This window comes from Gemmatimonadetes bacterium SCN 70-22, assembly GCA_001724275.1.
Taxonomy (GTDB): domain Bacteria; phylum Gemmatimonadota; class Gemmatimonadetes; order Gemmatimonadales; family Gemmatimonadaceae; genus SCN-70-22.
This window is the reverse complement of the sequence record MEDZ01000032.1, coordinates 13,516-25,598: the sequence shown is the minus strand read 5'-3', so window position 1 is coordinate 25,598 and position 12,083 is coordinate 13,516. Positions and strand designations below refer to the sequence as shown.

The 12,083-nt window shown below is 71.1% G+C and carries 11 protein-coding genes; 9 read left to right on the top strand and 2 right to left on the bottom strand.

What is annotated here, in order from left to right; genetic code table 11:
* Positions 1-258: 258 nt before the first annotated feature.
* The 8 genes from ABS52_14860 (at position 259) to ABS52_14825 (ending at position 9,435) form a co-directional block, all read left to right on the top strand.
* Positions 259-1,998, top strand: a complete 1,740-nt coding sequence (locus tag ABS52_14860; GenBank protein ODT02223.1) for a peptidase M28 — start codon at positions 259-261, stop codon at positions 1,996-1,998.
* A gap of 80 nt (positions 1,999-2,078) precedes the next feature.
* A complete protein-coding gene (locus tag ABS52_14855; GenBank protein ODT02222.1) occupies positions 2,079-3,617 on the top strand; it encodes a peptide ABC transporter substrate-binding protein in 1,539 nt (512 codons plus the stop codon).
* 10 nt (positions 3,618-3,627) lie between these two features.
* Positions 3,628-4,581, top strand: coding sequence for a diguanylate cyclase (locus ABS52_14850; protein ODT02211.1), 954 nt, complete (start codon positions 3,628-3,630; stop codon positions 4,579-4,581).
* On the top strand, positions 4,578-5,381 hold the full coding sequence (locus tag ABS52_14845; protein ID ODT02210.1) for a hypothetical protein: 804 nt from the start codon (positions 4,578-4,580) through the stop codon (positions 5,379-5,381). Before ABS52_14850 ends, ABS52_14845 begins: the two co-directional genes overlap by 4 nt.
* Before the next feature lie 11 nt (positions 5,382-5,392).
* Positions 5,393-6,985, top strand: coding sequence for an amidase (locus ABS52_14840; GenBank protein ODT02209.1), 1,593 nt, complete (start codon positions 5,393-5,395; stop codon positions 6,983-6,985).
* 26 nt (positions 6,986-7,011) lie between these two features.
* The gene (locus tag ABS52_14835; GenBank protein ID ODT02208.1) at positions 7,012-8,097 is read left to right on the top strand and encodes a hypothetical protein; all 1,086 of its coding nucleotides are present in this window, start codon (positions 7,012-7,014) and stop codon (positions 8,095-8,097) included.
* Positions 8,098-8,185: 88 nt separating this feature from the next.
* On the top strand, positions 8,186-8,662 hold the full coding sequence (locus ABS52_14830) for a molybdenum cofactor biosynthesis protein C (protein ODT02207.1): 477 nt from the start codon (positions 8,186-8,188) through the stop codon (positions 8,660-8,662).
* 80 nt (positions 8,663-8,742) lie between these two features.
* A complete protein-coding gene (locus ABS52_14825; GenBank protein ODT02206.1) occupies positions 8,743-9,435 on the top strand; it encodes a hypothetical protein in 693 nt (230 codons plus the stop codon).
* A gap of 54 nt (positions 9,436-9,489) precedes the next feature.
* Here ABS52_14825 and ABS52_14820 read toward each other — a convergent pair whose 3' ends face one another.
* The gene (locus ABS52_14820; protein ODT02205.1) at positions 9,490-11,229 is read right to left on the bottom strand and encodes a hypothetical protein; all 1,740 of its coding nucleotides are present in this window, start codon (positions 11,227-11,229) and stop codon (positions 9,490-9,492) included.
* Here ABS52_14820 and ABS52_14815 point away from each other — a divergent pair.
* Complete coding sequence (locus ABS52_14815; protein ID ODT02204.1) at positions 11,228-11,464, top strand: hypothetical protein; 237 nt, start codon at positions 11,228-11,230, stop codon at positions 11,462-11,464. The two genes, ABS52_14820 and ABS52_14815, sit on opposite strands and share 2 nt — an antisense overlap.
* A gap of 117 nt (positions 11,465-11,581) precedes the next feature.
* On the opposite strand, the gene ABS52_14810 is transcribed toward ABS52_14815, so the two are convergent.
* The gene (locus tag ABS52_14810) at positions 11,582-12,061 is read right to left on the bottom strand and encodes a hypothetical protein (GenBank protein ODT02203.1); all 480 of its coding nucleotides are present in this window, start codon (positions 12,059-12,061) and stop codon (positions 11,582-11,584) included.
* Positions 12,062-12,083: the final 22 nt, after the last annotated feature.

Genomic DNA, 12,083 nt, shown 5'->3' with positions numbered 1-12,083 from the left:
TCGCATGCGTCGTCATGGCGCGCGGTGTCGCCGCGGGTGGACGCGACGGTGTCCTTTCGGGGGCACTGCGTACCCCGGCGCGGCCCGTCCGGGCCGCCGCGCGGATGAGACGTTCCACACCAATGGCGCTCACCCTTGACAGTCCCTCGCGCCACCCTGCAATTGCTCACGGCGTTTCCGCGCACCCCCGCCTCCTCTCCTCCCGCGGCGCGACGCCCTCGCGCCTCGCGCCCCCCCCCGGCAGCCGCTCCCGTGTCCCTGTCGCCCGAACAGTCCGCCGCCCTCGCCAGCGTCACCCTCGACGAACCCTGGTCGCTCATCGAGCGCTTCACCACCCTCAAGCGCGAGCACCCCCGCGACGTGGCGACGGCGGCTGGCGAGATCGTCGATCGCCTAACGCGCCTCGGGGTCCCCGTGGAGGTGCACCGGCCGACGCTCTTCCTCTCACTCCCGGGCGCGGCACGAATCACCGCCGGCGCGCAGGAGTTCCGCGCCAAGCCGATGGCGATGTCGGTCCCGTTCCCCGGCGGCGTCACCGCCCCCCTCGCCTATGTCCCGGCTCGTTATGCGCGGAACGCCGACGAGATGTTCACCAAGGGCTTCGTCAGCGACGCCGAGGTCGACCTCCGCGGCAAGCTGGTCCTGAGCGAAGGGTTCGGGATGCCGGGCAAGGTGGCGTACTTCCAGGAGCGCGGCGCCATCGGCATGATCGCGGTGAACCCCGGCCACAACGCGCACTGGGGGATCTGCACCACCGTCTGGGGGACCCCCGACCTGCGGGACCTGCCGCGCAAGCCCCGCATGGCCGTCGTCGCCGTGAACAACCCCGATGGCCTTGCCCTCATCGCGCTCGCCAAGGCCGGCGGCAGTGTCACCCTCACGAGCGTGGTCACCGAGGGGTGGTGGGAATCGCCGATCCCCGTCGTGACGATCCCCGGCACCGACGAGCCCGACGACTTCGTCCTGCTGCACGGGCACTACGACTCGTGGGACTTCGGGATCGGCGACAACGCCGTCGGCGACGCCGCCCTCCTCGAGATCGCCCGGGTGCTGTGGGAGCACCGCCGCGCCCTCAAGCGCAGCGTCAGGATTGCGTGGTGGCCCGGACATTCCACCGGCCGCTACGCCGGCAGCACATGGTTTGCCGACGCCTTCGCCCTCGACCTCTACGAGCACTGCATCGCCCAGGTCAACTGCGACTCGCCGGGATGCCGCTGGGCCACCGAGTACAAGGACATCTCGTGGATGGACGAGACCGAGGCGTTCTGCCAGGGGATCATCCGCGACGTCACCGGACAGGAGTCGCACGGCGAGCGCCCCCACCAGGCCGGCGACTACTCCTTCAACAACATCGGAATCTCCTCGTTCTTCATGCTCCTCTCGACCATGAAGGATGCGCACCGGGACGAGCTCGGGTACTACGCCGTCGGCGGGTGCGGCGCGAACATCGCCTGGCACACGGAGGAGGACCTGATCCACATCGCCGACCGCGACATCCTCCTCAAGGACATCCGCATCTACCTGGCCGCCGTGATGGGGGTGGCCAACGCCACCGTGGCGCCGTTCGACTTCCGGCATACGCTGCGCACCTTTTCCGGGACGCTCGACCGGTACCAGGAGGCGGTCGCCGGCACCTTCGACTTCGGCCCGGCGCGCACCGCCATCGCCGAGCTCGATGCCACGCTTCAGTCGTTAGGCGCCCACGCCGCCACGCTGGCGACGCGCCCGATCGCCGATCCCCGCGTCCAGCGCGTGAACCGCGCCGTCCGCCGGCTGGCACGCCTCCTCGTCCCGGTCAACTACACGCGCGGGCCGGCGTTCTTCCACGACCCCGCCGAGACCACCCCCCCGCTCCCCGACCTGTCGCCGGCGCTCGCCGCTCCCGCCATGGCACCGGAAGACATCGGCTTCCTGCGCACGCACCTCCTGCGCGGCCAGAACCGGCTGGTCGCGGCGCTCCGCGATGCCCGGCGCACGGTGGAGGAGGCGATGGCGTGAACCATCGCGCCTGTCCCCGTCGCCCCCGGCCGCGAAGCGTGCTGCACCGGTCGCTGCGCTGCGGCGTCGTGCTCGCCCTCATCGCCTGCGGCGGCGCAAGCGAGGCACGACGCGGCGCCGACGAGGCGCGAAATGGCGGGACGCTGCGCATCCCGCTCATCAACGACCCGATCCTCGACCCGGTCATCGCCCCCGACATCGGGTCGGTGATGGTCAACAAGGTGCTCTTCCCGGGACTGGTGCGCCCCGACGAACAGCTCCGCCCCACGCCGGACCTCGCCGAGTCGTGGGTCACGAGCGAGGACGGGCTGCGCATCACCTTCAAGCTGCGCCGCGGCGTGACGTGGCACGACGGGGCGCCCTTCAGCGCCCACGACGTCAAGTTCACCTTCGACCAGGTGGTCGACCTCGCGTCCGGCTCGCGCCTCCGCTCCGACTTCGCCGCGCTCGCCGGGGTCGACGTCGAGGACTCGCTCACCGTCACCTTCCGCCTGCGCGCCCCCTTCGCCCCGTTCCTCACCCTCCTCGGCTACAACGCCGGAATCCTCCCCAAGCACCTGCTGCAGGGGAAGCCGCTGACCGCGGCGACGAACTTCAATCGCCGGCACCCGGTCGGCACCGGACCGTTCATGGTCCAGGAAGTCGTCCCCGGCGCGTCGCTCACGCTGGTCCGCAACCCGCGCTACCACGGCGAGGCGCCCCGGCTGGATCGCATCCTCTTCAAGGTCGTTCCCGACCTCAATGCCCAAGTGGCGCAGCTGCGCGCCGGTGAGCTCGACCTCGTCACCATCGAGCCGTCCAACCTGGCCAGCGTGCAGGGAGCACGGGGCGTCGAGGTCCTGCAGGTCCCGGTCGTCCAGCACTACTACGTCGCGTTCAACCTCCGGAAGTCACGATTCCGGCCCGCCGAGGTCCGGCGAGCGTTAGGCATGGCGGTCAATCGCGAGGCCATCATCAAGGGAGTGCTCCGCGACTACGCCGACATGCCCCGGGGGACGATCCCGGTCGCCCTCGAGGCGTACTTCGCCGACTCCCTCCCCCCGATCCCCTACGCCCCCGACTCGGCCCTCCTCCTGCTGCAGCGTGCCGGATGGCGTCGCGGGCATGACGGCACGCTGCGCGATGCGCGCGGCACGCCGTTCGACATCGAGCTCCTCGTGGACAAGGGAAACCCCACGCGCGAGCAGTCGGCGCTGTCGGTGCAGCAGGACCTGCAGAAGATCGGGATTCGCGTCTCCATCCGGACGATGGAGTTCGCGGCGCTGGTGCGCGACCGCATCCTCCCCGGAACCTTCGACGCCACGCTGATCTGGTGGACGACTCCGCCAGACCCCGACCAGTACGCGTTCTACCACTCGGGGCAGGACAACAACAACGTGCAGTGGTCGAACCCGCTGGCCGATTCGCTCCTCGCGCTGGGACGGATCACCCTCGACCCCGCGAAGCGCCGGGAGATCTACCACGCCTTCCAGCGTATCGAGATGGAGGATCCGCCGGTCATGGTCCTCTTCTACCCGCGGGAGATCCAGGCCGTCTCGGCGCGACTCGAGGGGTTGCCGTCGCTAGGGATCCGCGACGCGCTGCGGTACAGCGAGCGCCTCGCCAAGCGAGCGCGCTAGGCGCCCGGTCATGGCAGCGTTCCTCCTTCGCCGCCTGGGGCACGCCCTCCTCGTCCTGCTCGTGGTGAGCACGGTCACCTTCGCGATCGTCCACGCCGCCCCCGGGGGTCCCTCGCTGCTGGCCGATCCCAAACTGAGCGTTGCAGAACGGGCGGCGATCGCCGAGCGGCTCGGCGTCGATCGCCCGCTCGCCGAACAGTACGGGCGCTGGCTGGCGCGACTGGCGCGGGGGGACCTCGGGAACTCCTTCCTCTACGAGACGACCACGCTGCAGACCATCCGCGAGCGCCTCCCCAACACCATCATCCTGGCCGGGGCCGCGCTCCTGGTCACGATCGTCGTCGCCATCCCGGTGGCGGCATGGAGCGCCGAGCATCCGGGCGGGTGGGTGGACCGCACGGCGGGCGCGCTGGCGATGGGGGCCATCTCGGTCCCGGTGTTCTGGCTGGGGATCGTGTGCATCCTGGTCTTCGCCGTGCGCCTCGGGGTGCTTCCGGCCGGCGGGGCGACGAGCGCCGAGGGTGGCGCCACCGTGAGCGACCGGCTCCGGCATCTCGTCCTCCCCGCCCTGGTCCTGGCCGCCGCCGGGACCGCCGAGCTGCTGCGCTACACGCGGGCGAGCGCCCGGCAGCAGTTCGCCCGGGCATTCGTGCGCACCGCCAGGGCCAAGGGGGTGGGCGAGCGGGGGGTGCGGTGGCGCCACGCCATGCGCAATGCCCTCATCCCGGCGGTGACCGTGATCGGGTTGCAGCTCCCCCGCCTCGTCGGCGGGGCAGCCATCACCGAGACGGTCTTCTCGTGGCCGGGGATGGGGCGGCTCGGCATCGAGGCGGCGCTGGCCCGCGACTACCCACTGGTCATGGGGATCACCCTCGTCGTCTCGGGCGGGGTCCTGCTCGCCTCGCTCCTCGTCGACCTGGCGTACCTGGCCCTCGACCCGCGCATCCGCCCCGATCCGACGTGAGCGCGCGCCGCCGATTGCACCTGGCCGGGGGAGTCCTCCTCGTCCTTGCCGCCGCCGCGGTGGCCGGGCCCACGCTGTACGGCGTGGACCCCAACGCCCTCGACTTCGCCCGCGCCGCGAGCCCGCCCGGCGGCCTCTACCCGTTAGGCACCGACGAGGGCGGGCGCGACGTCCTGGCCCGCCTCCTGGTCGGCGCCCGCGTCTCGCTGGCCGCCGGCGCGGCCGCGATGCTCCTCGCCGTCCTCGTGGGGACGGGCGTGGGCGCCATCGCCGGGCTGGCCCGGCCCCGCATCGACGCCGCCCTCATGCGCCTCACCGACGCCGCCCTCGCCGTCCCCACGATCTTCGTCGTCATCACCATCCTGGCCTTCGTGGGCCCGTCGGTCCCGACCCTCGTCGTCGCCATCGGCGCCACCTCGTGGATGGGGCTCGCCCGGCTGGTCCGCGGCGAGCTCCTCACGCTGCGCCAGCAGGAGTTCGTCGAGGCCGCCATCGCCCTCGGCGACCCCCCGCTCCCGCGGTTCGTGCGGCACCTCCTCCCGCACCTCTGGCCCACCATCCTGGTCAACGCCACGTTAGGCATGGGGGGCGCCCTCCTCACCGAGTCGGCGCTCTCGTTCCTCGGCCTCGGCGTCCAGCCGCCGGCCGCCAGCTGGGGAAACATGCTGAGCGGGGCCCAGAGCTCGCTCTTCACCGCCCCATGGCTCGCCATCTTTCCCGGCCTCATGATCCTGCTGGCCGTCGCCACCATCAACGTGCTGGGCGATGCCCTGCGCGACACCCTCAACCCGGGCGACTGAGCCCGATCGGCATGCGCCCTCGCCTCGCCCTCGCGCTTCGCGCGCTCGCGGCCGCCACCGTGGCCGTCGTCCTCGCCCCCCCCGCCCTCCCGGGGCAACCCCCGGGCGCGCGCCAGCCCCCCCCGTTCATCATCGAGGAGGCCACCATCGCCGACCTCCACGCCGCGATGCGCGCCGGCGCCCTCAGCTGCCGGCAGTTGGTGCAGGGCTACCTGCGCCGCATCGAGGCGTACGACCGGAACGGGCCGGCCATCAACGCCCTCATCGTCGTGAACCCGGCCGCCCTCGCCACCGCCGATTCGCTCGACCGCCGGTATGCGCGCGAGGGCTTCGCCGGGCCGCTCCACTGCGTCCCGGTGATCGTGAAGGACAACTTCGAGACGAACGACCTCCCCACCACCGCCGGCTCGCTGGCGCTCCAGGGGTGGCGCCCCACCCGCGATGCCTTCCAGGTGCAACGCATTCGTGCCGCGGGCGCCATCGTCCTGGCCAAGAGCAACATGGCCGAGCTGGCGTTCTCCCCCAACGAGACCGTCAGCTCCATCCTGGCCGGCTACACGAAGAATCCGTACGCCCTGGACCGCGTGACCGCCGGCTCCAGCGGCGGGACCGCCGCCGCCGTGGCCGCCTCGTTCGGCGCCGTCGGCCTCGGGAGCGACACCGGCAATTCCATCCGCGGCCCATCCGCTCACCAGGCGCTCGTCGGGATCCGCTCCACCATGGGCCTCACCTCGCGCATGGGGGTCGTTCCGCTCTTCGACTCCCAGGACATCGCCGGCCCCATGGGGCGCACGGTCGCCGACGTCGTGGCGGTATTCCAGGTCGTCGCCGGCGAGGATCCCGCCGACCCGGCCACGGCCGCAGCCCGCGGGCGCCCCATGCCTCGTTATGCGGACTCGCTCCGCGCCGACGGCCTCCGCCGCGCCCGCATCGGCGTCCTCCATGCCGCCTACGACACCCCCACCCTCGACGCCGAGGTCGGCGCCGTCTTCCAAAGCGCCCTGGCCGACCTCCAGCGCCTGGGGGCCACGGTCCTCGACCCGGTCGCCATCCCCGCCCTGGACTCGATCCGCCGGCTGCAAAGCGGTCCCTGCTCCCCCTTCAAGCACGACTTCGAGACGTACCTGGCCAGCGTCGCCGACTCGCGCCCCCCGGTGCGCACGGTCGACGAGATCCTCGCGTCGGGGCGCTACCACCCGTCGGTGCAGGCGCGCCTCGAGGCCGCCCAGCGCGTCACCGAATCCCCCGCCGAGAGCGCCGGGTGCCGCGCCAGGGAGCAGTACCGGGCGGCCCTGCGCGTCGCCGTCCGTCAGCTCATGGATTCGCTCCGACTCGACGCGCTCGCCTATCCCACCTGGAGCAATCCGCCGCGCCTCATCGGCGACCTCAACACCCCCGGGGGCGACAACTCGCAGCTGTTCTCGCCGGCCACGGGATTCCCGGCCATCACCGTCCCCATGGGCTACACCCGCGGCCAGCTCCCCGCCGGCCTCCAACTCCTCGCCCGGCCGTTCGCCGAAGCGACGCTCTTTCGCCTGGCGTTCGCCTACGAGCAGGGGACCCACCACCGCCGCCCCCCCGCCACCGTCCCCCCGCTTCGCTGACGTGGGCAACGCCACATATTTGGCGCATGCCCATCGTCCCGCTGCACGGTCACGACGCCCTGCGCGCGCGCCTCGCCGAGGCACGCGACCGCGGCGCCCTCCCCCAGTCGCTCCTGTTGCACGGGGAGAGCGGCGTCGGCAAACAGCGGCTGGCCCTCTGGCTGGCGCAATCGATTCTGTGCGAAGGCGACACGCGGCCCTGTGCAAGTTGCCGGCAGTGTCGATACAGCCTGGAACTGTCGCACCCTGACCTCATCTGGGCCTTCCCCCGCCCCAAGCTCAAGGATTCCGATCCCTCGCTCGACGATATCAAGTTCGACCTCGGCCAGGCGGCGCAGGATCGCGCCAAGGCGGGGGGGCTGTACCCCCCTCCCCCGGGGAGCGATGGGATCTTCGTGGCCACGACGCGTCTCCTCGTGCAGATGGCATCGGTCACCCCGGCCATGGCCCGGCGCAAGGTCATCGTCGTCGGCGAGGCCGATCGCATGGCCCCCCCGCTCGAGAACGCCGAGGCGCCCGCCGCCAACGCCTTCCTGAAGCTCCTCGAGGAGCCCCCGGCCGACACGAACATCATCCTGACCAGCAGCGCCCCCGGCGCCCTCCTCCCCACCATCAGGTCGCGCGTCGTCGCCATCCGCGTCGCGCCGCTGGGCGAGGATGCCATGCGTGCATGGCTGGAGGAGCCGCTCGTGAAGGAGACGCTCGACAAGGCGCACCTCCCCGGAAGAATCGACGAGCGGCTCCGACTGGCCGGGGGAGCCCCCGGGCGCCTCCTCGCGTCGCAGCAATCCAGCGCCGCAGCCAATGCCGCACGCCGCCTGCTCGAGGTGGCCCTCAGTGGCGACCGGGCGAGGCTGTTGCGCGTGTCGCTGGCGCAGGGGAGCAGCGGAGCCCGTGGCGCCTTCACGGACATTCTCGACGCCCTGACCGTCGAGCTCCATGAGCGGTCGCGAACGGCGGTCGAGAGTGCCGACGAACGCACCGCCCGCAACGCGGCCCGCGCGGTCTCGGTGGTCGAGGAATCGAAGGTGCTGGCGGCCGGCAACGTGAGCCCACAGCTGATCACCGCGTCGCTGTTGAGAGACCTGTCGCGCGTTCTGGCCCCCCCCTGAGCGCCCCCCTACCCACCCGCCAACTCCCCGTCACGCTCCCCCCTCCCCATCACCGCGTCCTCTCGTCTTCTCGTCTTCTCGTCCTCCCATGTCCAACCTGACCCACGTCGACCCCTCCGGCCACGCACGGATGGTCGACATCACGGACAAGGCCCCGACGGTCCGCATGGCGCGCGCCCGGGGGGCCATTCGCATGCGTCCCGAGACACTGACGCTCATCCGCAACAACCAGGTGGCCAAGGGCGACGTCCTCGCCGTGGCAAGAATTGCCGGGGTGATGGGGGCGAAACGGACCGCCGAACTCATCCCGCTGTGTCACCCCATCGCCTTGTCCGACATCCAGATAGCCTTCGACCTGGACGATGCCCTCCCCGGCGTGTGGGTGGAGGCGACGGCAAGAACCACCGGTTCCACCGGGGTGGAAATGGAGGCCATGACGGCCGTAAGTGTGAGTTTGATCACAATTTACGACATGGCTAAAGGGGTGGATAAGGGCATGGAACTCGCACAGATTTCTCTCATCGAGAAGCGCGGCGGGAAGAGTGGGGATTGGGTGAGGACGTAAAGTTCGCCCGCCGCATCCATCAGGTTCCGAGGTCCTCGGCTTGCCGGACTTAGGGCCTCGACTGACGATAGAGGGCATCTATGAAGGATCTCAGCAAGTCGTACGTGCACCGCGGCGACACGGAGCGACGAAAGCGGAGAGTCCAAGGCGTCATCATGCTGGCGGGGGTGCTCACCGCCGGGACCACCGCCGCAAGGAATTGGGAGCCCGCGGTGGCGGCCGCCACCCCAGTCTCCAGCGCCGCCGCCGAGCAGCGGGAAATCCGTCGGCTGCAGGGACAGATCGAGCGGGCGCGCGGCGACCTGCGCCTTGCCTCGGCCCAGCTCGAGCGCTGGAACCGGATCTTCCACTTCTCGCACAAGTACCGCATCCCGGCCGACATGGCCGGCGCGATCTACGACGCCGCCGTCATCGAGCACATCGACCCGGAGCTGGCGTTTCCGCTGGTGAAGCTCGAGAGCGGGTTCATCGAACGGGCAAGGAGCGAGGTGGGGGCCATCGGCCTCACCCAGCTCATGCTGTCGACGGCCAAGTACTACGACCCCACCCTGACGCGCGATCGGCTGTACGATCGTAACACCAACCTGCGCATCGGCTTCCGCTACCTGCGCGACCTCATCAAGGAGCAGCGGGGCGACATCCAGATGGCGCTCCTCGCCTACAATCGTGGCCCTGCCGCGGTCGAGGTCGCCAAAGAGCTCGACCTCGACGCGTCGAACGGCTACGACCGGATCGTCCTCAAGGGATACCGCGGGAAGGGAATCCTCGACTAGCCCCCATCCCCGACGGCTCACATGGGCGGCCGCCTTCGATTCGGAGGCGGTCGCCTACTGCTTTCCGGTGGGCTTGGCGGCGGGTGCCGGCGCTTTCGAGGAAGCAGCCCCACCCTTCGCGGTCGACCGCTTGCTCCCGGTTGCCGCCGCCTGCCCCTTGGCAGCCCGCCCCTTGGCAGCCCGCCCCTTGGCAGACGACGCGCCCTTGGCAGACGACGCGCCCTTGGCAGACGACGCGCCGTTGGCGGACGTGCCCATGGCGGACGCGCCGTTGGCAGGCGATCGCTTGGCAGCAGTCGCGGCCGGCGCTACCCGCTTCTTCACGCCCCCTTTCGCGACCGGCCGCGCCTTGTCCGTGCGTCGCGCGGCCGAGGCTTTGCTCCCGCCCCGCGACACGGCGCCCTTCGAGCGGCTCGACGCGCTGGCGGTCGTCGCGCCCGCCTCGCCCCCCCGCACGATGATCGACTGACCGGGATAGATGACCTGCTTCTTGAGCCGGTTCAGGTGGACCAGGGTGGCCACGGACGTGTGATAGCGCTTGGCGATGAGCCCCAGCGACTCGCCGCGGCGGACCACGTGGGTCACGCGCCCCGGCCGAGCGCTCCCGGCAGACGTTCCGTACCGTTCGATCGAGGGATCGGGTACGTCGAAGGCGCCCTGCACCACGGCGGCGCTCGGAACGAGCAGGAGCTGCCCGGCGACGAGCCTCCCTCTGCGGACGGCGAGCTTCGGGTTGTACCACTGAAGGTGCCGCGACGTGAGCCCGTGCCGCTTGGCAACCGCCGCCAGCGTCTCGTTCTTCTTGGTGCGGATGCTGGTGAAGCCCACTCGCTCGTCCGGGGGGAGGGCGGCGAACGCCGAGTCGAAGCCCACACCCGCCCCGACCGGGAAGCGGACCGCCATCCGTGTGCCCGGTGGGGTCACCCCGCGTACCAGGTGCGGATTCAGGAGCTGCACATCGGTGACCGGGACCCCGAGCGCCTTGGCGACGGCGGCGAGCGGCGTCCCCCCGGGGACCATCGCCGAGTCGTAGGCAAAGCGCGGGGCCGAGTCGAGCGAGATTCCGTACCGCTCGGGGGTCTTGCCGATCAGCGCCGCGGCAATGAGCTGCGGGACGTAGTTCTTCGTCTCCGACCGCAGGTAGTCCTGCTCGGCCAGGGCGAAGAAACAGTCCTCGCCCGACACGTTCTCGAGTTCGTCATCGAAGCGCTTCAACCCCCGCGAGACGCGCCCGGGCCCCCCGTTGTAGGCCGCGGCAGCCAGGTACAGTGAGCCGAACTGCCCGCGAAGGTCGCTGATGAAGCGCGCCGCCGCTTCCGTGGATCGCACGGGGTCACGCCGCTCATCGACCCACCAGTCCACGCGGAGGCCCACGCCGCGAGCCGTGGAGCTCATGAACTGCCAGATGCCGACGGCGGCGGCGCGAGAATACGCGTGCGGGTCGTAGCCACTCTCCACGAGCCCCAGGAAGTACATGTCCTCCGGTATCCCCGCAGCGCGGAACTTCTCGCGGATCATCGGCTCGTACTGTTTCCCGCGCTGGAGGCGCTCCACGAATCGACCGCGAGCCGTCCCCAGGAAGAGGTTCACGTAATGGGAGACCTTGTCGTGCGTGACGTACGAATCGACGTCGATGTCCCACGTGGGCTCGCCGTCGCCCAGCACGTTGGAGGTCGAGTCGACGTCGAAGAACCCGCGCAGGGTCCGCCCCTGGACGATCGAATCGGGGACGTCGAAGAGGGCGCTCACCTGCTCGATCGCGCTGCGCATCGCGGCGTCGATCGAGTCGCGCATGGCGGCCGTCGCGAGCGCCGCCCCGGCCGTATCGCTCCCCCGCGCTCCCGACGGCGAGGCGGAGACGGTGCCCTCGCTCCCTCTCGCCGCGCCCGCCCCGGCGCGCGCGGGAGACGGCGGTGGTGACGACGGCCGGGGCCCCGACGCGCACGCTCCCACCGCAGTGAGCGCGAGCCAGGTCGCTATGGCACGGGCGCGGGTGGAATGTGTGATGGCGACCTCCAGCGGGACGTGAACGACGACGCCGCAATCTGGCCCGGCGTCCGGTGAATGGGAACCTGTACCCGCGTTCCCTCCCGGTGTTGCCCCGACGACACTCGTCAGGCAGCGCGGCGCCTATCGAGTCGCCCTGCTAGTATCGGGTGGCGATCGCGTTGCCGAGAAGGCGGTTGGTCGCCTGGAGCGTCGCGATCACCGCCCCGCGCAGCGAATCGTCGCCCGCGAGGTGACAGCCGAGGAGGCGCCGTTCCCGGGAGGCTTCGTCGCCGGACGTGCAGACGACGCTGACGATCACCACGTTGGCGTCGAAGGCGCGCATCTGCTTGACGCCCAGGAGGTCGAAGCGGAGAGCCCCGGCCGTGAACTGCTCGATGGCCCGCAGGGTGGCTTCGGCGGCCAGGCGCACGTCGCCGAGCGGCGTCGCGATCCCCTCGGCCCGGCCGATGACCGAGTCGCCGGGTTCGTACTCGAGCTCCACCTCGGCGCTGCAGCGCGCGGTGGGGGTGCGCTCGAACTTGAAGCGCGTGAACCGGAGGCGCTCGCGGCGCCCCGCGGCGGCATGCCCCCCCGGGTTCGATGGGTCCGACGCAACTGCGCTCTTGGGATGGTCCACGTTGCGGCTCGTTCGGCGACGC

Bases quoted from the DNA above. Each gene is read 5' to 3' on its own strand.
- ABS52_14850 (ODT02211.1), top strand. From the start codon at position 3,628: ATGGCAGCGTTCCTCCTTCGCCGCCTGGGGCACGCCCTCCTCGTCCTG.
- ABS52_14840 (ODT02209.1), top strand. From the start codon at position 5,393: ATGCGCCCTCGCCTCGCCCTCGCGCTTCGCGCGCTCGCGGCCGCCACC.
- ABS52_14835 (ODT02208.1), top strand. From the start codon at position 7,012: ATGCCCATCGTCCCGCTGCACGGTCACGACGCCCTGCGCGCGCGCCTC.
- ABS52_14830 (ODT02207.1), top strand. From the start codon at position 8,186: ATGTCCAACCTGACCCACGTCGACCCCTCCGGCCACGCACGGATGGTC.
- ABS52_14825 (ODT02206.1), top strand. From the start codon at position 8,743: ATGAAGGATCTCAGCAAGTCGTACGTGCACCGCGGCGACACGGAGCGA.
- ABS52_14815 (ODT02204.1), top strand. From the start codon at position 11,228: ATGGCGGCCGTCGCGAGCGCCGCCCCGGCCGTATCGCTCCCCCGCGCT.
- ABS52_14820 (ODT02205.1), bottom strand. From the start codon at position 11,229: ATGCGCGACTCGATCGACGCCGCGATGCGCAGCGCGATCGAGCAGGTG.